A 22,110-nucleotide genomic window follows, 5' to 3' on the forward strand; every position below is an offset into this window, starting at 1 on the left:
CATGCGCGTGCGCGACATCTCCGGCACACATCTCGAGGTATCGAAGGACAGCACTGCATGATTTTCGAAGTAGGGGAGACCGTCGTGTACCCCCACCACGGCGCCGCCACGATCACCGCGGTCAAGACCCGCACCATCAAGGGGGTCGACAAGAAGTACATCACCCTCCAGATCCACCAGAGCGAGCTGGTCATCGACGTGCCCGTCGACAACGCCGAGCTCGTCGGGCTGCGCGACGTCATCGACAGCTCCGGCGTGGAGGCCGTCTTCGACGTGCTCCGCGGCGACGTCGAGGAGGAGGCGGGCAACTGGTCGCGCCGCTTCAAGGCGAACACCGAGAAGATGGGCTCCGGCGACGTGCGCCGCGTCAGCGAGGTCGTCCGCGACCTGTGGCGCCGTGACCAGGACTCGGGTGTCTCGGCCGGGGAGAAGCGCATGCTGGCCAAGGCCCGCCAGATCCTCGTCTCGGAGCTCGCGCTCGCGCAGAAGTCCACCGATGAGGAGGCCTCCGTCGTGCTCGACGGCGTCCTCGCGCAGAGCATCTCCGCCTGACCCTCCGCCGCGCCCTCGCAGGCGCGGCACCGCCGACGGGCGGTCCCTCGACCCGGGGGACCGCCCGTCGGCGCATCCGGTCCGGTCGTCGATCGGCGGCGCGTCCGGCGTAGGGTGCGAGCATGCGCGATCACCCCGAACGACCCGACCACGACGGCCCCCTCGAGCAGAACCCCCTCCGGCCCGCGCGCCGCGGGTTGCGCATCTGGATCTACGTGATCGCCGCGGTCGTCATCGTCGCCGTGATCGCCTTCGCGCTCGTGCGCCTCGCGAGCGCCGGGCAGAACACGCCCGGCCCGTCGTCCCTGGGCGCCGTGCTCCCGCTGGTCGGAGCGGCGCGCGCGCTGATCTGATCCGGCTGCGCCGCGATCCGGCGCGATGCCGGGTCGGCGCCTCCTCCCCAGGACGACGCCGGCGCCGCTCACCGCCCGTCGATCCACGGGCCGGGAGCCCGTCGGATCGCCGGTGTAGCCATGCCCTCGGGACGGGGGCTGCATGGACGAACGGGCGCGGCGGAGCGGAGGCCCACGGCGGACGGCGCGGCACCTGGTCGCGCGACTCCTGCGGGACAGGCGCCGGGCGGTGCGCGTGCTCCTCGCGGCCACGGCCGTGGCCATCGTGCTCGTCGCGGTGGTCGTGGGGGCGCGCGAGGCGGTCCTCGGGCCGGACGCGGGCGTCGGCCACCTGAGCGCCGATGTCCCGGATGGCGCCGTCGTGCGCACGCTCGCGGGGGCGGGACTCGTGCGGGGCGGCCGGATCGACGTGGTGGCGGCGCGTCGGCTGACCGACGCCATCCGCGGGGACGATCGCGGGCGAGATCCACGCTACGACCGTGATGCTTTCGGCCCGGCGTGGGCGGACGCCGACGGGAACGGCTGCGACCAGCGCGACGACGTGCTCGTCCGCGACCTCGTCCGCGTCGTCTTCTCGCCCTCGGACCCGGGATGCACGGTGGTCGCGGGCCATCTCGACGACGCGTACACGGGGCACGGGATCGACTTCGTGCGCGGACCGCGCTCGAGCGCCGCCGTGCAGATCGACCACCTCGTGCCGCTGTCCTGGGCCTGGCAGCACGGGGCGTGGTCGTGGCCTGACGAGCGACGCGAGCGCCTGGCCACCGACCTCAACGAGCTGCAGGCGGTCGACGGCCCCACCAACCAGGAGAAGTCGGATCAGGGGCCGGGCACGTGGCTCCCGCCCGACGCGGCGTACCGCTGCCTCTACGTGACCCGCTTCGCCTTCGTCGTGAGCAGGTACGGCCTCTCGATCGACGACGCGGATCGTGGTGCCGTCGACCGTGTCCTCGATGCGTGCTCGTGAGGCGCACCCCTCGGGCGGCGTCGGTGCGCGCGCGTACGCTCTGCTCGACGCGGCCGGGCGTCGACGCGGGCGCGGTGCCCGTGTGGGGCGCACCCGAGGGGATCCGCATGTGGAGCAAGCAGAGCGGCGACGCGACCGGCGCGATCAGCCCGGTGCCGGAGCACCCGCACGCCCACCCCGTGCGCGGCGCGTGGCTCGTCCGCGTGGGCGACGGTCCGGCGCTCGGATGGGTGCTGCGGCACCGGGCCGACCTCGCGGCCCCGTTCTCCTACGAGGTCTACGCCTGCGGCCTCGGATCCGACGGGCTGCGGGTGTGGGTCCAGCGGCGCGAGAGCCTCAACGCCGCGGTCGCGTGGGTCATGCAGCACGACGCCGAGCTGCTGGCGTTCGCACGGCGGCTGCGGCCGGATCCGACGCAGCCCGCCGTGCGGGCGGACGACGACGCCGCCGCCCCCGGGGTGGGGGACGGCGGCGCCGGCTCGGGCTGAGGGGCGCCGGTCAGCGCTTCCGCTGGTCGGCCGCGTCGCGCCCGGTCACCGGGAACGGGCCCGTGACGCCCTCGCGCACGCGGGCGATCTCGAGGATCCGGTCGCGCTGCAGGTACCAGCCCACGACCAGCAGCGGGATGATGATCACGAGCGACGCGACCGTGAGCGTGCCGATGGGCCAGTCGATCGCCATCAGCACGAGCACGCTGACGAGGAACGCGAGCGTCAGCCAGGACGTGACGGGCGCGCCCGGCAGGCGGAACGTGGGCTCCTTGGCCTTCCCCTGCTTCGCCCAGGTGCGCAGGCGCATCTGGCACAGGATGATGGTCGCCCATCCGGCCACGATGCCGAGCGCCGCGACGTTCAGGACGATCTCGAAGGCCTGGTCGGGCACGACCGCGTTGAGGGCCACGCCGAGGAGCGTGATCGAGCCGGTGAGCAGGATCCCGCCGAACGGCACGCCGCCCTTCGACATGACCGTCGTGAACTTCGGCGCCGAGCCGTTCATGCCCATGGAGTGCAGGACGCGGCCCGTGCTGTAGAGACCCGCGTTGAGGCTCGACATGGCCGCCGTGAGGACGACGAAGTTCATCACGGATCCCGCGATGGCACCCACCTCGGGCGAGCCGAGGCTGGAGAAGAACGTGACGAACGGGCTCTGGTCGGCGCTGTACGCCGTGTAGGGGAGCAGGAGCGAGAGCAGCACGATCGACCCGACGTAGAAGATCGCGATGCGGAACACGACCGAGTTGATGGCGCGGGGGATGACCTTCTCCACGTCCTGCGTCTCGCCGCTCGCGGTGCCCACGAGCTCGATCGCGGCGTAGGCGAACACGACGCCCTGCACGACGAGCACGACCGGGACGAGGCCCTGCGGGAAGATGCCGCCGTTCTGCTGCAGCACGGTCCAGCCGGTCTGCACATCGGCGCCGCCCACCGTGACGGGGAAGCTCCAGGCGAGCCACACGATGCCGACGATGAGGAAGATCACGAGAGCCGCCACCTTGACGAGCGCGAACCAGAACTCCATCTCGCCGAAGACCTTGACGGCGACGAGGTTGAGCGCGAGGACGATCGCGAGGGCGATGAGGGCGAGCAGCCACTGCGGCGCGGCCGTGAACGCGGACCAGTAGTGCATGTAGAGGGCGACGGCCGTGACGTCGACGATGGCGGTGGTCGCCCAGTTGAGGAAGTACATCCAGCCGGCGGCGTACGCGAACTTCTCGCCGTAGAACTCGCGGGCGTAGGAGATGAACGACCCGGAGCTCGGCCGGTGCAGCACGAGCTCGCCGAGCGCGCGGAGGATGAAGAAGGCGAAGACGCCGCAGATCAGGAAGACGATCGCGAGGGCGGGGCCCGCGGAGGCCAACCGGCCGCCCGCTCCGAGGAAGAGGCCGGTGCCGATCGCGCCGCCGATGGCGATCATCTGGAGTTGCCGGGGTTTCAACCCGTGCTGGTAGCCCTCCTGCTCGTGGCTGAAGTCCTGCGCCACGAAGTCCGGATCGGGCGTGACGGTACTGCGGTCGCTCTCGCTTCGTGTCATCCGAATACGGTAGTGGTACGGGGCATGCGCCCGGACACCCGCGTCGATCGACTTCCGCGGGGAAGATCACCTGTGATACGCGCCGAGGAGACCCGCATGGCCCGCACGCACCGTCCAGTTCGCCGGAATCGATCGTGGGCGCCGGTCCTCGTGGCCACGGCGGGAGCGCTCGTGCTCGCGGGGTGCACGGCGGGGTCGGATGCGCCCGCCCCCGCCTCCACGGCGCCCGCCGCGAGCGGGACCCCCGACCTGGGAGCCGCCCCCGGCGGCACCCCGGGCCCCGAGCCGACCGTGACGCGCGCGCCCGGCCCGCCGACCCAGGACGAGCTCGCGACGTGCTCGACGCTCGCGCAGGTGCTGCCCGACTCCACCAAGCTCGTGCAGGCGCTCGGGGACGGGAAGCAGGTGGATCCGACCCTCCTCGACCGCGTGAAGCAGGGCGACGCCGCGCTCGCCGGCATGGCGCCGGAGAACATGAAACCGCTCGTGGCCTCGTTCTCGACGATCGTCGACGAGCTGGAGGCGCTGCGCTCGGGCGCCGACACGGACGGGGCGTCGCTCGACACCGGGCAGTACCTGCGCGCGACGAACGCGTTCCTCGACTACTGCCTCGACGACGTCGGCTACGTGCCGCAGACCGCGACGCAGGCACCCGCGCCCTGAGCACGGTCGCGGCGCAGGCGCGACGCGTCAGGTTCGGCGTGCGACCGCCTCGTCCGCCTCGATGTCCTCGCGGGCGTCCTCGCGGCGGTCGCGGCCGTCGCCGTCGTGGGTGACGAGCAGATGCGGCGTGCGGTGGATCCGGTACGAGACGCGCAGGTGCCGGTGCAGCACGAGCCACGCGATCGCGATGAGGGCGGCGACGATGCCGCTGGCTGCGCCCACCATGAGGGCGGCGCGCGGGCCCCAGGTGTTCGCGACCCAGCCGACGATCGGCGCGCCGAGCGGGGTGCCGCCGACGAAGATCGCCATGTAGACGGCCATCACCCGGCCGCGCATGCGCGGCTCGACCGTGAGCTGCACGGTGCTGTTGGCGCTCGTCATGAGGGTCTGCGAGACGACGCCCACCAGCACCAGCGCCAGCGCGAAGAGCAGGTAGGTGGGCGCGATCGCGGCCAGTCCGGTCGCGATGCCGAAGAGCGCGGCGCCCACGAACACCAGGCGGATGCGCGGACGCTCACGGCGGGCCGACAGCAGGGCGCCCGCGACGGATCCCACCGCGAGGCTCGAGGACAGCAGGCCGAACTCGGTCGCGCCCTTGCCGAACTCGACGCTCGCCATGGTGGAGGTGAAGATCGGGAAGTTGTAGCCGAAGGCGCCGACGAGGAAGACGATCACGAGGATCACCATGATGTCGGGACGCCCGCCGATGTAGCGGAAGCCCTCGCGCAGCTGACCGCGCGACCGGGCGACGCGCTCCGGTCGCCGCAGCTCGCCGACCCGGAGGCGCGTGAGGGCGATGAGCACGGCGATGAAGCTCACGGCGTTGATGAGGAACACCCATCCGGTGCCGACGCCCGCGATGAGCACGCCGGCGACGGCCGGCCCGATCATGCGCGCGGCGCTGAAGGACGCCGAGTTGAGCGCGACGGCGTTCGAGAGGTCGTCGTCGGAGACGAGCTCGGAGACGAAGGACTGACGGGCGGGTGCGTCGAGCGCGGAGGCGATGCCCAGCAGGAGCGCGAAGAGGTAGACGTGCCAGAGCTCGGCGCGGCCGGAGAGCACCACGAGGCCGAGCCCGAGGCCGAGGACGGCCATCGTGCCCTGGGTGATGATCAGCACGCGGCGCTTGTCGTACCGGTCGGCGATGAGGCCGGCGTAGGGGGAGAGCAGGAGCATGGGGCCGAACTGCAGCGCCATGACGATGCCGACCGCGGTCGCGTCGTAGCGGGTGAGCTCGGTGAGCACGATCCAGTCCTGGGCGGTGCGCTGCATCCACGTGCCGACGTTGGAGACAAGGGCACCGGCGAACCAGATGCGGTAGTTCGGGGCGCGCAGGCTCCGGAAGACGGCGCTCACGCGGCGGCCATGCGGCCGAGGAGGGCCGCTGCCTCGCCGAGGGTGGCGCGCTCGGCGGCCGTGAGCTCGGCGAGGCGGAGGGAGAGCCAGGCGTTGCGCTGACGGCGGGTCTCCTGCACGACCCCCCGGCCGGCGTCCGTGATGGAGACCGTGACGCGGCGGCCGTCGTCGGGAGCGGGGGAGCGCTCGGCGTACCCGGCCTCCACCAGGCAGTTGACCGTGCGGTTCATGCTCGGGGCGGTCACGCGCTCGATCTCGGCGAGCCGGCCGGGGCTCGTGGGCCCGTCGCGGAGGAGCAGGGCGAGCACGACGAACTGGCTGTCGCTGAGCTCGTGGTCGGCCTTCTCGGCACGCAGGCGGCGCGCGAGGCGCATCACGCCGGCGCGCAGGGTCTGGCTGAGGTCGGGGGAGTCGGGCATGTCTTTAGGCTAGCTCATTAGTCCTGCTAACGATCGCGTCGGGCGTGACGGGATGCTGTGAGCGCATCGGCCGGACATGCGCCGGGCGTCGGCCGCCCAGCCGGGCAGGATGGGAGGACATCGCCGGCCGCGATGCACCCGCGACGACGCGGGCACGGGCCGCGCGACCGGAGGAGGCACGGACATGACCCATCACGACGGCACGGCCGACGCGCACGACGACGAGAAGCTCGGCGGCGAGGGCACGATCCCGGCGGGCGCGACGGGCGTCGCCGCCGGCCACGACGGCGGGAACGACCACTTCGAGCCCGAGGAGGACACGCCGCACCACACCGACGAGGACGGCGACGGCGCCTAGCCCGCTCGACCCGCCCCTCCCGGATCGCCGGGCCCCGCCCGGGGACCCGCGTAGCCTGGATCCCCGTGGACACCGCGACCAACCCCCTCGACGGCACGCGCATCGCCTACCGGACCTTCGGCGCCGGGCCGGCCGACGGGGATCCCCGCGACCCGGTCCGCGCGCCCGTCGTCCTGGTGCACGGCACGGCCCTCTCGCAGGCGATCTGGCGCGGGTTCGGCTGGGTGCGCGCGCTCTCGCCGACGCGGCAGGTGATCACGCTGGACCTCCGCGGCCATGGGCGCAGCGGCGTCCCGCACGAGCCCGCCGCCTACGCGATGGACCTGATGGTCGCCGACGTCGTGGCCGTGCTCGACGCGGTCGGCGCGCCCGTCGTGCACCACGTGGGCTACAGCCTGGGCGCCCGGGTCGGCTTCTCCCTCGCGGCCGCGCACCCGGACCGCCTCGTCTCCACGTCGAGCCTCGGCGGATCGCCCCGCAGCGGCGTCGGCGTCTTCGACCGCGTGTTCTTCCCCGGCTGCATCGCGGCGCTGGAGACGGGCGGCATGCCCGGCTTCCTCGAGGCGTGGGAGCGGCACACCGGGGACCCCGTGGACGCCGCGACCCGCGGGGCCTTCCTCGCGGACGACGCCCGGGCGCTCGCCGCCTACATGCGCGAGTCCGAGCGGGACGCCGGCGTCCCCGATCAGGTGGTCGCGGGATCCGCGGTGCCGCTGCTTCTCGTCGCCGGCACGCGGGATCCCGAGCGCCTCCGCGCCGCCCGCCATGTGAAGGCGCTGCGCCCGGACGCGCCGCTCGTGGAGCTCGCGGGCGCCACGCACGCCGACACCCCGCGGCACCCCGACGCGCTGGCGGCCGTCGCGCGGTTCCTCGGCGCGCTCTGACGTACGGCCGGCGCGCGCCGGATCAGGCGGCCGTCGACGACCCGCCGCGCGCCGCCTCGGCGTGGGCCAGGGCGGGGCTGCCGTCGCGGTGCGCGCGGTCGAGGTCATCGGGATGCGCGGCCGCGGCGGCCTCCAGGGCATCCGCCGCGCGGACGAGCGCGAGGTGCGACAGGGCCTGCGGCACGTTGCCCGCCTGGCGGCGCCCGACGGGGTCGTACTCCTCCGAGAGGAGCCCGACGTCGTTGCAGAGGGCGACGAGCCGGTCCATCAGCGCACGGCCGTCGGCCTCGCGGCCGGATCGGGCGTACTGCTCGACGAGCCAGAACGAGCAGGCGAGGAACGGGTACTCGCCCGCGGGCAGGCCGTCGACCCCGGCGCTCGTGTCGTAGCGGAGCAGGAACCCCTCGTGCATGAGCGTCTTCTCCATCGCCTCGACGGTCGCCAGCATGCGCGGGTCGTCGTAGGCGCAGAAGCCGGCCTGGGCGAGGATCAGCAGCGAGGCGTCGACCTCGGTGGTGCCGTAGTGCTGGCGGAAGGCGCCGGTCGCGGGATCCACGCCCCGGTCGAGGATCTCGTCGCGCACCCGGTCGCGCAGCTCGATCCACTGCTCCACCGGCCCGTCGAGCCCGTGCCGCTCGACGCCCTGCACCGCGCAGTCGAGGGCCGCCCAGATCATGGCCCGCGAGTGCGTGAAGTGCTGCTCGGCGCCGCGGATCTCCCAGATGCCGCTGTCCTGCCGCTCCCAGTTCTCCTCCACGAAGCCGATGAGCGCGCGCTGCAGCGGCCACGAGAACTCGGTCTCGCCGACGCCGGCGTCGCGCGCGGCCTGGAGGGCGAGCATCACCTCGCCGATGACGTCGGCCTGGTACTGCTCGAACGCGCCGTTGCCGACGCGCACCGGGCCGGACCCCTGGTAGCCGGGCAGGCTCTCGAGGTCGCGCTCGGGGAGGTACCTCTCGCCGCTGAGGCCGTACATGATCTGCACGTCGCCCGGATCCCCGGCGATGGCCCGCAGGAGCCAGGTGCGCCACTCGTCGGCCTCGTCGTCGAAGCCGTGCGCGAGCAGCACCTCGAGGGTGAGCGACGCGTCGCGCAGCCAGACGTAGCGGTAGTCCCAGTTCCGCGGGCCGCCGAACTGCTCCGGGAGGCTCGTGGTCGCGGCCGCGACGATGCCGCCGGTGTCCTCGTGGGTGAGCGCGCGCAGCACGAGGAGCGAGCGGCGGACCGCGGCCTGGTGCGGTCCGGAGTGCTCGATGGAGCTGGCCCACGACTCCCACCACTCGGTCGTGTGCTCGAGCGCGGCGTCCACGTCGAACGCGGGCGGCTCGCTGCGGTGCGAGGGGTACCAGGTGAGCGTGAGGTCCACGGTCTCGCCGGCCTGCACGTCGAAGGCCACGCCGTGGTGGTGGTTCGTGGCGGTGAGCTCGGGGCCGCGGACGACGACCGCGTCGGGGCCGGCCACCGCGACGAGGCGCGGATCGCCGTCGTCGAGCTTGCGGATCCACGGCAGCGCGGTCGCGTAGCCGAAGCGCAGGCGGAGGTCGCCCTGCATCCGCACGGTGCCGCTGATGCCGCGGACGCGCCGCACGACGTCGGCCCGGCGGTTGCCCATGGACATGAAGTCGGTGACCTCGACGGCGCCGTCGGGCGTCTCCCACCTGGTCCAGAGCACGAAGGTGTTGCCGAGGTAGGTGCGCATCGAGACCGCGGCGTCGGGATGGGCGGGGGCGAGGCGCCAGGATCCGTGCTCGTCCGTGCCGAGGAGCGCCCCGAACATCGACGCGGAGTCGAACCGCGGCAGGCACAGCCAGTCGATGGAGCCGTCGCGTCCGACCAGCGCTCCCGTGTGGCAGTCCCCGATGAGTGCGTAGTCCTCGATGCGCATGGCCATGCGCCATGCTCCCACGGGTCACCTGCGTTCCCGCCCGCGCCGCGTACCCTGACCGCATGCCCGCGACCTCCACGCTCCTCATCCTCGGCGCCAGCGGCGACCTCTCCGCGCGCCTCCTCCTCCCCGGCCTCGGCGAGCTCCTCGCCCACCGCCCCGACCTCGACCTGCAGCTCGTCGGCGCGGGCACGGAGGAGTGGGACGACGACCGCTGGCGCGAGGTCGTCCGCACGTCGTTCGCCTCTCTCGGTGCGGAGGGCCCCGCGGTCGACCGCGTGCTCGCCGGCACGACGTACCGGGCGGCCGACGTCACCGCGCAGGCCGACCTCGAGCGCCTGTTCGCGGCGTGCGACGCGGCCCCGGCCGTCTACTTCGCGCTGCCGCCGGCCGTCACCGAGAGGGCCTGCCGGGCGATGACCGGGATGACGCTGCCCGAGGGCACGTCGCTCTCGCTCGAGAAGCCGTTCGGCACCGACCTCGCGAGCGCCGAGGCGCTCAACCGCCTCCTCGCGACGCTCGTGCCCGAGGAGCGCACCCACCGGGTGGACCACTTCCTCGGCCGCTCCACCGTGCGGAACCTCCTGGGGCTCCGCTTCGCCAACCGGATCCTCGAGCCCGTCTGGAACGCGCGGCACATCGCGAGCGTCGAGATCGTCTACGACGAGCAGCTCGCGCTCGAGGGCCGCGCCCGCTACTACGACACCGCGGGGGCGCTCACCGACATGATCCAGAGCCACCTGCTCCAGGTCATGGCCGTGTTCGCGATGGAGCCGCCGGCCACGACGGACGCGCGCGACATCCGGGACCAGAAGGCGCTCGTGCTCCGCGCGACCCGGCCCTGGGGCGGCGACCCGGTGGCCTCCTCGCGCCGCGCCCGCTACTCGGCGGGCGACGTCGAGGGGCGCCAGCTGCCGGCCTACGCCGACGAGGCGGGCGTGGATCCGTCCCGCGGCACCGAGACGCTCGCGGAGATGACGGTCGAGATCGCCAACTGGCGCTGGGCGGGCGTGCCGTTCCGGCTGCGCTCCGGCAAGGCGATGGCGGACCACCGGCGCGAGATCGTCGTGAACTTCCAGCCCGCGCCGCACGTGCCCGCCGGCCTCACGGGCGCCGAGGAGCCCGACCGGATCCGCATCCTCATCGCCCCTGACGAGCTGCACCTCGAGCTCAACGTGAACGGCCCGGCCGATCCCGAGGTCATCGACCGCGCCGACCTCGTCACGGCCTTCGACGCCGGCGACCTGCCGCCCTACGGCCAGGTAATCGACGGCATCCTCGCGGACGACGAGAGCCTGTCGGTGCGCGGCGACACGGCCGAGGAGTGCTGGCGCATCGTCGCGCCCGTGATCGCCGCGTGGCGCGCGGGCGACGTGCCGCTCGAGGAGTACCCGGCCGGATCCGCGGGTCCGTGGGACGGACCGCAGGTGGCGCCGAAGGGCTGAGCCCGCGCGCGTCGACCGACTAGGCGCGGAGGACGGCGCGGAGCGCGGCGGGGACGCGGCGCGGGTCCCCGGCGAGCTCGGCGAGCGAGCCGGCGAGCGGATCCTCGTCGAACACCGCGAGCTCGCGGGCGACGGCGTCCTGATGCGCGGAGGCGTCGCGCGCCGTGGACCCGCCCCCGTCCGATCCCGTGGCCCGGGCGTCCTCGAGCGGCAGGTCGGCGGCCGCGGGGGAGGCGCCGAGCGCGAGCGCCACGTCACGGGCGATGTGCGCCGTCATCAGCTCGTCGAAGAAGCCGGCCGTGCTGTCGGGTGTGCGGCGGACGAGCGCCCACGCGCCGTCGGGGCCGAAGTGGTGGGCGAGCGCCGCCTGCACGATCAGGGCGAGCGGGCGGAGGTCCGGCTCGCGGTCGATGTCGGCGGCATCGTCGGTGCCGGCGCGCGCGGCGTCCGCGGACGGGTCCTCCGGCATGGCCTTGTGCGCGGGGACGTGGGTCGGCCGCACGGGTCCGCCGTGCAGCCGTGCCGCGATCGCCGCGAGTTCGCCGGTGGCGGTCGAGACGGCGGGCGCCGGGGGAGCGGCCGGCGCGGCGACGGGGCGCCGTGCCTCGGGCCTCGGCTCGGACGCCGCGGGCGCGGCCTCGGTCGGGACGGACTTGCCTCTGCGCCACCGGAACATGATCCACGGCCTCCCCGATCGCACCAGCGACGATCGGGACCATCATCGTGCGCGACACGCCCGGGCTGACCCGCGACACGCCGGTGATCCCGGGGCGGGGGCGTCGGGACGCGCCCCCGTTCCCGGAATCGGGGGGAGGGTCGCCGCGGACAGCGCCTGCGAGACTGGACGCCCGGGACAGCGCGGTCCGCCCGACCCGTATGGAGGACCCGTGGACCTGCCCACCCTGCTCGCCGTGCCCGTCGTCGCCGTGAGCGTCACGCTGCTCGCCGCCGTGGCCGCCGCCCTGCTCGTCACGGCGATCGTCGCCCTCGTCGTCCGCGTCATCGCGCGCCGCCGCGAGTGGGCGGCCCGCCTCGTCCGCCGCGCCCGACGGCCGTTCCGCGTGCTGCTCGTCGTGGTGGCGGTGTGGATCGCGCTCCGCTCCTCGGTCGCGCCGGGCGAGGTGCGCGACGGCCTCGACCACCTGCTGCACGTGCTGACGATCGTCGCGGCCGCCTGGCTCGTGTGCTCCCTCGCGATCTTCTTCGAGGACCTGGGGCTCGCGCGCTACCGGGTGGACGTGGCGGACAACCGGGTCGCCCGGCGCGTGCGCACGCAGGTGCTCATCATCCGGCGGCTCACGGTGGTGGCGATCGTGGTGGTGGCGATCGGCGCGATCCTCCTGACGTTCCCGGGCGCGCGGGCCGCCGGTGCGAGCGTCCTCGCCTCCGCCGGCCTCGTCTCGATCGTCGCGGGCCTCGCGGCGCAGTCGACGCTGGCCAACGTGTTCGCCGGGATGCAGCTCGCCTTCAGCGACGCCATCCGGGTCGACGACGTGGTCATCGTGGAGACGGAGTGGGGGCGCGTCGAGGAGATCACGCTCACGTACGTGGTCGTCCACATCTGGGACGACCGGCGGATGGTGCTGCCGTCCACCTACTTCACGACCACGCCGTTCCAGAACTGGACCCGCACCAAGTCGGAGCTCCTCGGCGCGGTGGAGCTCGACCTCGACTGGCGCGCGACGCCGGCGAGCATGCGCGAGGAGCTCGACCGGGTGCTGGCCACGACCGACCTCTGGGACGGGCGCGTCTCCGTGCTGCAGGTGACGGACGCGGTCGGCGGCTACGTGCGGATCCGGGTGCTCGTCTCCGCCGTCGACGCCCCCACCCTGTTCGACCTGCGCTGCCTCGTGCGCGAGCGCCTCGTCGCGTTCCTCCACGAGCACAGCCCGCAGTCGCTGCCGCGGACGCGCGTGCAGATGGTGGATCCGGCCGAGCACGGCGACGAGCCCCGCGCGGGACGCCGTGCGGCCGAGCCCGAGCCGACGGGGCTGTTCTCGGGCACCGCGCAGGGGGACACGCGCGCGGGCCTGTTCACCGGGCCCATCTCCACGGTGCCGGCGGAGGAGCGCATCGACCTCGAGGTCGACGGCGACCGCTGGCGCACGCAGGACTGACGCCCACGCACGACGGACGCGCACGCCCCGAGCGGCGTGCGCGTCACGGGGTGGGGCGGCTAGTTGCCGATCTGCCCGTCGCGCGAGTCCTCGATGACCGTGCCGATGGCGATCGCCACCGTGATGCCCCAGCTGAGCCACATGAGCCCGAGCTTCCAGTCGCGCGGACCCCGACGGGTCGTCTGCATGGTGCTCCAGCCGCCCACGAGGGCGCTGAGGACGCTGCCGTTCAGGATGTACTTGCGCATGACACCTCCCAGTGTGCTTCCACGGTACCGGGATCCGGCCGTCGCGTCCGCCGCCCGGCCGCCGCGCGCCGCCGTCCGTGGCGTCCCCTTTCCGCAGGCGGTGCGGACTCCCCGTGGGCGGTGAGTACAGTGATCGCGGATCAGACAGGAGGCGCCCGTGCGCACAGCCCTCATCGGGGTGGTGCTCCTCGTCGTCGGCGCCGTCGCCGTGGCCACCGGAGCCCTCCCGCTCGACGACCTCGGCGTCCTGTACGAGCGGGTCTGGCCGATCCTCCTCTTCGTGGTCGCGATCACCGTGGTCACCGAGCTCGCCAGCGAGGCGGGCCTGTTCACCTGGATCGCCGAGCGGGCGGCGGGCCTCGGCCGCGGACGCACGTGGGCCCTCTGGCTCGCGACCGTCGTGCTCGCCTGCCTCTGCACGATCTTCCTGTCGCTCGACACGACCGCCGTGCTGCTCACGCCCGTGGTCGTCGTGCTCGCCCGGCACTGCGGGCTCCCGCCGCTCCCGTTCGCGCTCACGACCGTGTGGCTCGCGAACACCGCATCGCTCCTGCTGCCCGTCTCCAACCTCACGAACCTGCTCGCGGAGCACGAGCTCGGCGGGCTGGGGCCGGCCGGCTTCGCGGCGCTCACGGTCGCGCCCGCGCTCGTGGCGATCGCGGTGCCCGTGCTCGCGATCCTCGTGATCCACCGCAGGGACCTCTTCACGCGGTACGAGGTCGGGCCGCCGACCGCCCCCGCCGACCGCGTGCTCCTCGTGGGCAGCGCCATCGTGGTGGGCCTGCTCGTGCCGGCGCTCGTCTCGGGTGTCGAGGTGTGGATCCCCGCGCTCGCCGCGGCCGTGGTCCTCGCGATCCTCACGGCCGTCCGGCGCCCCCGCGTCCTCCGGCTCGGCCTCCTGCCCTGGCAGCTCGTGGTGTTCGCGTCGGGCCTGTTCATCGTGATGGAGGCCGCGCAGTCGCTCGGGCTCACCGCCGTCATGGCAGCGGTCTCGGGCCAGGGACAGGACGCCGCCGCGCTGTTCCGGCTCGCGGGCGTCGCGACCCTGAGCGCCAACGCCGTGGACAACCTGCCGGCGTACCTCGCGCTCGAGCCCGTCGCGGGATCCCCGGAGCGCCTCGTCGCGATCCTCGTGGGCGTCAACGCGGGCCCGCTCATCACGCCGTGGGCCTCGCTCGCGACCCTGCTCTGGCACGAGCGGCTCGTGAGCATGGGGGTCCACATCACGTGGTCGCGCTACGTGCTGCTGGGCCTCGTGGTCGCGCCCCTCACGGTCGGCCTCGCGATGCTCGCCTTCGTCCTCACACGCTGATCGGCCGCCCCCGCCTGGCAGACGACTGGGAGTCTGACCGATCGTGCAGGGACTGACCGATCGGTCGACATAGGCTCTCCGGGTGACCCGAACCCCCCGCGCCTCCGCCGGCGACGAGCTCCGCACGATCGCGGCGGCGCGCTTCGCCCGCGACGGCTTCCAGGCGACCTCGCTCCAGCAGATCGCCGACGAGGCCGGCTACTCGAAGTCGAGCGTGCTCTACCACTTCGCCTCCAAGGAGGCGCTGCTGGACGCCCTGCTCGAGCCGACGATCAACGCGCTCGCCGAGGTCATCCAGCGCGCCGACTCCATCCGCGGCGACGCGGACGCCCGGCGGCAGTTCGTCGAGCCCTTCATCGACTTCCTCCTGCTGCACCGGCACGAGGTGGCCCTCTTCATCACGCAGGGGCGCTCGCTCGGGCACCTCGCCGTGATCGAGCGGGCCAACGACCTCGTGCGCGCGCTCGGCGAGACCGCCGGCGCGCTCGACAGCACGCTCGACCAGCTGCGCTTCGGCGTGGCGCTCGGCGGCGCGGCGTACATCCTCGCCGCGAGCGACGACTGGTCCACCAACGAACCGCTGCCCGACGACGAGATCAGGGCTGCTCTCGTCGTGGTCGTGGGGGAGCTCCTCGCCCCCCTCGGCACCCGCTCCGCCTGATCCCGCTCCGCCCCCGCACATCCCCCGCACGTCCCACGCAAGGAGAGCCACCCGCCCATGGCCACGCTTCTGTACCGGCTCGGCCGGATCTCGTTCCTCCACCCGTGGCGCGTCATCGCCGCGTGGATCCTCGTCCTCGGCATCCTGCTGGGCGGCGGCCTCGCGCTCGGCGGGAAGACGCAGGAGTCGTTCTCGATCCCGGGCACCGAGTCGCAGGAGGCCATCGACCGGCTGGCCGCCGTGTTCCCGCAGGCCGCGGGCGCGAGCGCGCAGATCGTGACGAAGGCCCCCGCGGGCGCGAAGGTCACGGACGACGCCGAGAAGACGGCCATCGAGGCGGTCGCGACGGCCGCGGGGGAGGTCCCCGGCGTCACGACGGCACTGTCGCCGTTCTCCGAGTACGCGACGGACGCGGTCTCCGACGACGGCACCGTGGCGATCACGACGGTGCAGTTCTCCGGGCAGAGCGACCAGGTGACCAAGGCGACGCTCGACGCCCTGAGGGCCTCAGCGCAGGCGGCGACCGACGCGGGCCTCACGGTGTCGTTCGGCGGCCAGCTCTTCCAGGACATCCACTACGGCGTCACCGTGACGGAGGCGTTCGGCGTGCTGTTCGCGGGCCTCGTGCTGGTGCTCACCTTCGGGTCGATGCTCGCGGCGGGGCTCCCGCTCATCGGCGCGCTGGTCGGCGTCGCGGCGTCCGCGGGCGCGCTGCTCGCCGCCTCGAGGTTCGTCACGGTGTCGAGCGCCTCGCCGCTGCTGGCCGTGATGATCGGCCTCGCGGTGGGCATCGACTACGCCCTCTTCATCCTCATGCGGCACCGGACGCAGCTCGCCAACGGCATGCCCGTCGAGCGGTCGGCGGCGACCGCGGTGGCGACGGCCGGCAGCGCCGTGATCTTCGCGGGCGTGACCGTGATCATCGCGCTGCTGGGGCTCCTGGTGGTGCAGATCCCGTTCCTCACGGTGATGGGGCTCGGCGCGGCGTTCGCGGTGCTGCTCGCCATGGGCGTCGCGACGACGCTGCTGCCGGCCATGCTCGGCCTCGCGGGCGAGCGGCTCCGGCCGAAGGCGGGCTCGCGGGCCGCCCGCCGCGCGAAGGCGCAGGCCGAGGGGACGCAGCGCACGCTCGGCGCGCGCTGGGTGGCGATCGTCACCAAGGTGCCGATCATCCCCGTCGTGATCGTCATCGGCATCGCCGGCCTCCTCGCCGTCCCCGCGTCGCAGCTCCAGCTGGGCCTGCCGAGCGGGGCGACCTCGCCCGCCGGATCCACCAGCCGCGTCGCGTACGACACCGTCTCCGACGCGTTCGGCCCGGGCCACAACGGGCCGCTCGTCGTGCTCGTCGACATCACGCAGACCACCGATCCGATCGGGGTGCTCGGGAAGATCGGCGACGAGATCCGCGGTCTCGACGACGTGGCGTTCGTGGGCGCCGGCACGCCGAACCCGTCCGTCGACACCGCGATCATCCAGGTCGTGCCGGACAGCCCGCCCGAGTCGGCCGAGACGACGGCGCTCATGCAGTCGATCCGCGACCTCGCCCCCGGCCTCCAGGACCGCTACGACACGCGCGTGTCCGTCACCGGCACGACGGCTGTGCAGAACGACATCTCGCAGCGGCTCGACCAGGCCCTCGTGCCGTTCGGGATCGTGGTGGTGGGGCTGTCGATCATCCTGCTGATGATCGTGTTCCGCTCGATCTTCGTGCCCGTGAAGGCCGCGGTCGGCTTCCTGCTGAGCGTCGTCGTGTCGTTCGGCACCGTGGTGCTGATCTTCCAGCAGGGCCTGTTCGCGGACGCGCTCGGCGTGACTCCCGGCCCCATCCTCAGCTTCATGCCCATCCTCCTCATGGCGATCCTGTTCGGGCTCGCCATGGACTACGAGGTGTTCCTCGTCTCCGGGATGCGCGAGGACTTCGTGCACCACGGCGACGCGAAGCGGGCCATCGTCACGGGCTTCTCGGGCGCCGCCCGCGTCGTGACGGCCGCCGCGCTCATCATGTTCTTCGTGTTCGCGGCGTTCGTGCCCGAGGGCGCCGGCGTGATCAAGACCATCGCCCTCGGGCTCGCGGTCGGCATCTTCTTCGACGCCTTCCTCGTGCGCATGACCCTGGTGCCCGCCGCCATGGCCCTCCTCGGGAAGCGCGCGTGGTGGATCCCGCGCTGGCTCGACCGGATCCTCCCGGACGTCGACATCGAGGGCGAGGGCCTCCGCGAGCACCAGGACGACGTCGACTGGGCCCGCGCGTCCGGTGCCGCCGTCGCGGCGGAGCGGCTCGTCGCGGGGGTCCCGGGCCGCAGGCTCCTGCCCGTCGACCTCAGCGCCCCGGCCGGATCCCTCGTGCTCGTCGAGGGCGAGGTCGCCGACCGGCGCCTCCTCGGCGCCACGCTCGGCGCCCGGCTCGCGCCGCTGTCCGGCCGCGCGCACGTCGCGGGCCACCCGCTCGCCTCGGAATCCGGTCGCGTCCTCACGAGCGTCGCGATGGCCGACCTCGGCCGCGTGGACCGGGTGGACTCCGGGCTGACCGTGGGGGACCTCCTCGCCGAGCGCATCGACCTGTCCGAGCCGCTCGGCCGCCGTCGCGGTGCCCGCGCCCGGCAGGAGGAGTGGCTCGACCGCATCGGCCGCGCCGCCGAGGCGGCGGGTGCCCGGCCCATCGGCGCCGACGACCCGGTGGGATCGCTCCTGCCGCTCGAGCGCGCGATCGCCCTGACGGCCGTGGCCGCAGCGGGACGCGCTCCCGTGCTCGTGCTCGACGTGGTGGATCCGTTCCCGGACGCCGCCGCCGAGCGCGCGTTCCTCGCCGCCCTGCTCGTGCTCGTCCACGAGAGCACGACCGTCCTCGTGGGCGCGCCGTGGTTCCCGGACGACCACCGGATCCCGGGGAGGCCGACCGTGCGCCTCCGCCTCGCCGCCGACGACGCGCCAGGCGCCGTCGAGCGCCCCGACATCGACCAGCCCGTCACGACCGGCAAGGAGACCGTCCGATGACCATCCGCTCCACCCGCAGACGCCTCGCCGTCGCCCTCGTCGCGATCGTGCCGCTCGCGGTCGCCGGCCTCTTCATCGGCTCGCTGTCGGACGTCGCGAAGGGCGTCGAGCGCGTGCCGGCCGCCATCGTCAACCAGGACGAGATGGTCCAGCAGAAGGCCCAGGACGGCACCGAGTCACCCGTGCTCGCCGGCCGCCTGCTCGTCACCCAGCTGACCTCGGACGACAACCAGGCCTTCGACTGGACCATCACGAACGCCGACGAGGCCCAGCGGATGCTCGACGACGGCGAGGTCTACGCGGTGCTCACCGTGCCGAAGGACTTCTCCGCGTCGATCGTGTCGCTGTCGACGGACGCCCCCGAGCGCGCGCAGATCAGCGTGAAGACGGACGACGCCCACGGCTACCTGACGGGGGCGGCCACCCAGGCCGTGGGCGTCGGCATGACGAGCGTGTTCGGCAACGCCATCACCTCGCAGTTCGTCTCCGGCATCTACACGACCTTCGGCGGCCTCAAGGGCTCGCTCACGGACGCGGGCGCCGGGGCGGACAAGCTGGCCGACGGCGCCACCCAGCTCTCCGCGGGCGCGACCACCCTCGGCGACGGGATCACGCAGCTCGGCGACGGCGTCGGGCAGTCCCAGCAGGGCGCGTCGAAGCTCGCCGACGGCCTCGGCACCTACACGGGCGGCGTCTCGCAGCTCTCCTCGGGGCTCGACCGGCTGCAGACCGGGGCCGCCGGGCTGTCCCAGGTCTCCGACGGCGTCGGGGAGTACGCGGGCGGGGCCGGGAAGATCGCGGCGCAGGTGGCGGGGCTGCGGCAGCAGCTCGCCGAGAACCCGCAGAGCGCGCCCATCGCGGCCCAGCTCCAGCCGCTCGAGCAGGGGCTCGACCAGTACGCGGCGCAGGGCCAGGACCTCGCGTCGAAGGCGGCCGCCGGGATCCAGGGCGTGCAGCAGGGCATCGGGCAGAGCGCGTCCGGCGCCTCGCAGCTCGCGGCCAACGGGCCGGCGCTCGTCTCCGGCGCCCGCCAGCTGAGCGACGGCCTCGGTCGGCTGCGCACCGGCACGACGTCCGCGGCCACGGGCGCGGGCGACCTCGCGACCGGCGCCACGTCGCTGTCGTCGGGCGCGACCGACCTCGGGCAGGGCCTCGCGCAGGGCGCCGAGCAGATCCCGTCGCTCGACGCCGACCAGGCGTCCCGGGCCTCGGGCGTCGTCGCGGATCCGGTCGGCCTCACGGTCGACCGCGAGAACGAGATCTCCAGCCCGGGCGACGCCATCGCCGCGATCTTCGTCCCCATCGGCCTCTGGCTCGGCGCGTTCGCGACGTTCCTCGTGCTGCGTCCGGCCGCCCGCCGGCTGCTCGCCTCCTCGGCCGCGACCGGCCGGGTGATGGGGCGCGTGCTCGGGCGCGCCGCCCTCATCGCGCTCGCCCAGGTCGTGCTGCTCGTCGCGCTCGTGCACGCCGCGCTCGGGCTGTCCCTCGCGCTGCTGCCCGCGACCCTCGGGTTCGCGGCCGTCACGGCGGCGGCCTTCACGGCGATCCACCACCTGCTCCGGCAGGCGTTCGGCCGCGCCGGGCTCGTGGTGTCGCTCATCCTCCTGGCCGTCCAGGCCGCGGCGATGGGCGGGGTGATCCCGCTGCAGCTCCTGGCCGCGCCCATCCAGGCGATCAGCCCGTTCCTGCCGCTGACGTACGCGGCGTCGGGCATGCAGGCGATCATCGCGGGCGGAGCCCCGGGCGTCGCGTGGGGCGCGGCGGGCGTGCTCGCGGTGTTCCTGCTGCTGAGCCTCGCGGTGTCGTACCTCGTGACCAGGCGCTCCCGCCGCGCGACGAGCCTCGGGCTCGTGCCCGGGACGGCGCCGTCCTCGGTCGCGGTCGCCATGTGACGTCACGCCCCGGCGGCCGCGCGCGTCGGCCGGTCGCCGGGGCGGGACGGCGCACGGCGCGTCGCGAGCGCGTCACGGAGCCCGTATTCTTCTGAGAACCATTCTCAGAAAGCGGTCCCATGCGCATCCCCTCCCTCCTCGCCGCCGGCGTCGCCGCCCTCGGCCTCCTCGCGGGCTCGCTCGCGGCACCCACCCCGGCTGCCGAGGCGGCACCCCGCGCCAGGTGGCTGCTCGTCGCGGATCCGTCCGCCCACGACGTCTCGGTCGTCGACGCGTCGACCGGCCGCATCACCGGCGCTCTGCCGGACGCGGTGCTCGGCACGCACGCGGGCGTGATCCAGATGGGCCACGGCCGCGTGGCCTTCGTCGACGAGGCCGGGCCGCGGCTCGACCTCGTCGACATCACGTCGGCGGGCGTCCCGCGCATCGCGTCCGCCACGCCCATCCCCGCCGCCGCCGGCGCATGGACCCGGGCCGGCTGGATCGCGGACGACCCGAGCCACCGGTTCGTCGCGGTCGGCTCGGACATCGACGGATCCACCACCCAGCAGGTCACGGTGCTCGACACCCGCAAGGGCCTGGCCCGCACCGCCACCGTGCGCACGAGCGAGGTCACCCTGGCCACGACGGGGGAGCGCGGCACGGAGGAGATGGAGACGTTCCTCGTCGGCTCGCCGCTGCGGCTCGTCGTGACCGCGGGCGGCCGCCTCGACGCGTACGACGTGGCGGCGATCCTCGGCGGCGACACCTCCCCGACGCCCGTGGCGACCACCCCGCTCGGCGCGTACCCGCACGGCCCCGTGGCGGACGCGCGCGGCACCGCGATCGGATCGACGCTGCACGACGGGATCGAGACGGTGCCGCTGACGCGCGGCGGCTTCGGCGCGTCGGTCTCCCGGCCGTACCCCGAACCCGCCGTGCAGAGCTACCGGCCCCGCATGGCGCCGGACGGCGAGACCGCCGTGGGCACGCAGACGGGCACCGGGCCGGGGGCTCCCACGCTGCTCACGTCGTCGTCGATGCGCGACGCGGGCGTCGCGAGCGTGGCGCTCGGCTCGGGGATGTCGACCCGCGCGGTCGTCACGCCCGGCTACGCGGCCGCGGTCGTGACCTCCGGCGGCGTGGACGCGCTGTCCCTCGTGGCCCGCGGACGCGCGGGGCTGTACGACGGCGCCGTGACGACCGTGCGTCTGCCGGCGCTCGGGCAGGCGCCGGGCGCGGGATCCGCCGCGCGCTTCCTCGCGGCGTCCGACGACGGCTCCGAGCTGTTCCTGTCTCGGGCGGGCACGGGGTCCGTGCTCGAGATCGACGTCGCGGGCACGACGGCGACGGTGCGCGGGACGATCGCGGTCCCGTCCGCCCTCGCGGACGGCGGGTACCTCGCCACGGTGGACCCGCACCACCGCCCCTACGACCTCAGCGGGCGCTGACCGCCGGATCCCGCATCGCGCACGACGAGGGCCGCCCGGATGCCCGGGCGGCCCTCGTCGTGCGTCGTGCGCGCGCCGCTACAGCGCGAGCGCGATGCGCCCGCTGAACACGCGGGTCACGGGCGGCGCGGCCAGCACCTCGCCGAGGCGCGCGGCGCCCTCCGGCGTGGCCCTCCAGGCGACGTAGGCGTCGTGGTCGGCGGTCGACGCCCACTGCTCCACGACGACCATGCGGGCGGGGTCGGCGTCGTCGACGAGGACCTCCAGGCCCTCGTTGCCCGCGAACGCGCGCGTGGCCTGCAGGGTCTCGGCGAGGACGTCGGCGACGTCGGCCAGGCGGCTCTCGTCGACCTGGATCTCGAGGTGCACGGTGGTGCTCATGGTGTCTCCGGTCCCGACGGCGGGCGGGCGGGGCCGCGCGCGACGTCGATCATGTGCGGGGACGTTCCCCTCGTCCATCCAACCCCGTGCGGTCGTGCAGCAGTCCCGACCCGGTCGAGCGGGCGTGTCGGCGCAGCAGGGGCGGCGCGCGGAGAGGGGATG

At 74.1% G+C, this 22,110-nt stretch carries 21 protein-coding genes; 14 read left to right on the top strand and 7 right to left on the bottom strand.

All coding sequences use genetic code 11. The features are described 5' to 3' along the window. Nucleotides 1-57 precede the first annotated feature (57 nt). The 4 genes from ITJ40_RS05220 to ITJ40_RS05235 all read left to right on the top strand — a co-directional run bounded on the left by ITJ40_RS05220 (nt 58) and on the right by ITJ40_RS05235 (nt 2,360). Nucleotides 58-552, top strand: a complete 495-nt coding sequence (locus ITJ40_RS05220; protein ID WP_012298114.1) for a CarD family transcriptional regulator — start codon at nt 58-60, stop codon at nt 550-552. A gap of 122 nt (nt 553-674) precedes the next feature. Next, a complete protein-coding gene (locus ITJ40_RS05225; protein WP_194666059.1) occupies nt 675-905 on the top strand; it encodes a hypothetical protein in 231 nt (76 codons plus the stop codon). A gap of 142 nt (nt 906-1,047) precedes the next feature. Continuing rightward, a complete protein-coding gene (locus tag ITJ40_RS05230) occupies nt 1,048-1,872 on the top strand; it encodes an HNH endonuclease family protein (RefSeq protein ID WP_194666060.1) in 825 nt (274 codons plus the stop codon). Continuing rightward, entirely contained in the window at nt 1,869-2,360 is a 492-nt protein-coding gene (locus ITJ40_RS05235; protein WP_228511814.1) for a hypothetical protein, read from the top strand. The genes ITJ40_RS05230 and ITJ40_RS05235 overlap by 4 nt, the downstream gene beginning before the upstream one ends. 10 nt (nt 2,361-2,370) lie before the next feature. Here ITJ40_RS05235 and ITJ40_RS05240 read toward each other — a convergent pair whose 3' ends face one another. After that, the gene (locus tag ITJ40_RS05240; protein WP_194666061.1) at nt 2,371-3,903 is read right to left on the bottom strand and encodes an amino acid permease; all 1,533 of its coding nucleotides are present in this window, start codon (nt 3,901-3,903) and stop codon (nt 2,371-2,373) included. Between the two features lie 96 nt (nt 3,904-3,999). Between ITJ40_RS05240 and ITJ40_RS05245 the strand changes: the two genes are divergently transcribed. Next, complete coding sequence (locus ITJ40_RS05245; protein ID WP_194666062.1) at nt 4,000-4,566, top strand: hypothetical protein; 567 nt, start codon at nt 4,000-4,002, stop codon at nt 4,564-4,566. Nucleotides 4,567-4,593: 27 nt separating this feature from the next. Here the strand turns inward: ITJ40_RS05245 and ITJ40_RS05250 are convergent, their stop codons facing one another. Together ITJ40_RS05250 and ITJ40_RS05255 are read right to left on the bottom strand one after the other, a co-directional pair. Further along, nucleotides 4,594-5,922 (bottom strand): MFS transporter, encoded by a 1,329-nt coding sequence (locus ITJ40_RS05250; RefSeq protein WP_194666063.1) that lies wholly within the window; start codon nt 5,920-5,922, stop codon nt 4,594-4,596. Further along, complete coding sequence (locus tag ITJ40_RS05255; protein WP_194666064.1) at nt 5,919-6,341, bottom strand: MarR family winged helix-turn-helix transcriptional regulator; 423 nt, start codon at nt 6,339-6,341, stop codon at nt 5,919-5,921. Before ITJ40_RS05255 ends, ITJ40_RS05250 begins: the two co-directional genes overlap by 4 nt. A gap of 184 nt (nt 6,342-6,525) precedes the next feature. On the opposite strand from ITJ40_RS05255, the gene ITJ40_RS05260 reads away from it, so the two are divergent. Together ITJ40_RS05260 and ITJ40_RS05265 are read left to right on the top strand one after the other, a co-directional pair. Then, nucleotides 6,526-6,699, top strand: a complete 174-nt coding sequence (locus ITJ40_RS05260; protein WP_194666065.1) for a hypothetical protein — start codon at nt 6,526-6,528, stop codon at nt 6,697-6,699. Between the two features lie 65 nt (nt 6,700-6,764). Beyond that, on the top strand, nt 6,765-7,583 hold the full coding sequence (locus ITJ40_RS05265; RefSeq protein ID WP_194666066.1) for an alpha/beta hydrolase: 819 nt from the start codon (nt 6,765-6,767) through the stop codon (nt 7,581-7,583). Nucleotides 7,584-7,605: 22 nt separating this feature from the next. Here the strand turns inward: ITJ40_RS05265 and ITJ40_RS05270 are convergent, their stop codons facing one another. Further along, nucleotides 7,606-9,474 (bottom strand): glycoside hydrolase family 15 protein, encoded by a 1,869-nt coding sequence (locus tag ITJ40_RS05270; protein WP_194666067.1) that lies wholly within the window; start codon nt 9,472-9,474, stop codon nt 7,606-7,608. Nucleotides 9,475-9,530: 56 nt separating this feature from the next. On the opposite strand from ITJ40_RS05270, the gene ITJ40_RS05275 reads away from it, so the two are divergent. Continuing rightward, nucleotides 9,531-10,913: a glucose-6-phosphate dehydrogenase gene (locus tag ITJ40_RS05275; RefSeq protein WP_194666068.1), complete on the top strand. Its 1,383-nt coding sequence runs from the start codon at nt 9,531-9,533 to the stop codon at nt 10,911-10,913. A gap of 19 nt (nt 10,914-10,932) precedes the next feature. Here the strand turns inward: ITJ40_RS05275 and ITJ40_RS05280 are convergent, their stop codons facing one another. Further along, nucleotides 10,933-11,589 carry a hypothetical protein gene (locus tag ITJ40_RS05280; protein WP_228511816.1) on the bottom strand — a complete coding sequence of 219 codons (657 nt, stop codon included), beginning with the start codon at nt 11,587-11,589 and terminating at the stop codon, nt 10,933-10,935. A gap of 211 nt (nt 11,590-11,800) precedes the next feature. On the opposite strand from ITJ40_RS05280, the gene ITJ40_RS05285 reads away from it, so the two are divergent. Then, nucleotides 11,801-13,030 (top strand): mechanosensitive ion channel domain-containing protein, encoded by a 1,230-nt coding sequence (locus tag ITJ40_RS05285; protein WP_194666069.1) that lies wholly within the window; start codon nt 11,801-11,803, stop codon nt 13,028-13,030. Nucleotides 13,031-13,089: 59 nt separating this feature from the next. On the opposite strand, the gene ITJ40_RS05290 is transcribed toward ITJ40_RS05285, so the two are convergent. Further along, a complete protein-coding gene (locus tag ITJ40_RS05290; RefSeq protein ID WP_043560687.1) occupies nt 13,090-13,278 on the bottom strand; it encodes a hypothetical protein in 189 nt (62 codons plus the stop codon). 157 nt (nt 13,279-13,435) lie between these two features. Here ITJ40_RS05290 and ITJ40_RS05295 point away from each other — a divergent pair, with 157 nt between their 5' ends. The 5 genes from ITJ40_RS05295 (at nt 13,436) to ITJ40_RS05315 (ending at nt 21,567) form a co-directional block, all read left to right on the top strand. Then, nucleotides 13,436-14,590 (top strand): SLC13 family permease, encoded by a 1,155-nt coding sequence (locus tag ITJ40_RS05295; protein WP_194666070.1) that lies wholly within the window; start codon nt 13,436-13,438, stop codon nt 14,588-14,590. An 82-nt stretch (nt 14,591-14,672) separates the two neighbouring features. Continuing rightward, nucleotides 14,673-15,251: a TetR/AcrR family transcriptional regulator gene (locus ITJ40_RS05300; RefSeq protein WP_194666071.1), complete on the top strand. Its 579-nt coding sequence runs from the start codon at nt 14,673-14,675 to the stop codon at nt 15,249-15,251. Between the two features lie 57 nt (nt 15,252-15,308). Continuing rightward, nucleotides 15,309-18,245, top strand: coding sequence for an MMPL family transporter (locus ITJ40_RS05305; RefSeq protein WP_194666072.1), 2,937 nt, complete (start codon nt 15,309-15,311; stop codon nt 18,243-18,245). Beyond that, on the top strand, nt 18,242-20,137 hold the full coding sequence (locus ITJ40_RS05310) for a YhgE/Pip domain-containing protein (protein WP_194666073.1): 1,896 nt from the start codon (nt 18,242-18,244) through the stop codon (nt 20,135-20,137). Before ITJ40_RS05305 ends, ITJ40_RS05310 begins: the two co-directional genes overlap by 4 nt. Nucleotides 20,138-20,256: 119 nt before the next feature. Beyond that, on the top strand, nt 20,257-21,567 hold the full coding sequence (locus tag ITJ40_RS05315) for a hypothetical protein (protein WP_194666074.1): 1,311 nt from the start codon (nt 20,257-20,259) through the stop codon (nt 21,565-21,567). Nucleotides 21,568-21,645: 78 nt separating this feature from the next. On the opposite strand, the gene ITJ40_RS05320 is transcribed toward ITJ40_RS05315, so the two are convergent. After that, on the bottom strand, nt 21,646-21,948 hold the full coding sequence (locus ITJ40_RS05320) for a putative quinol monooxygenase (protein WP_012037768.1): 303 nt from the start codon (nt 21,946-21,948) through the stop codon (nt 21,646-21,648). Between the last annotated feature and the right edge of the window lie 162 nt (nt 21,949-22,110).

This window comes from Clavibacter sp. VKM Ac-2872 (assembly GCF_015351105.1).
In the GTDB taxonomy this organism is placed as follows: domain Bacteria; phylum Actinomycetota; class Actinomycetes; order Actinomycetales; family Microbacteriaceae; genus Clavibacter.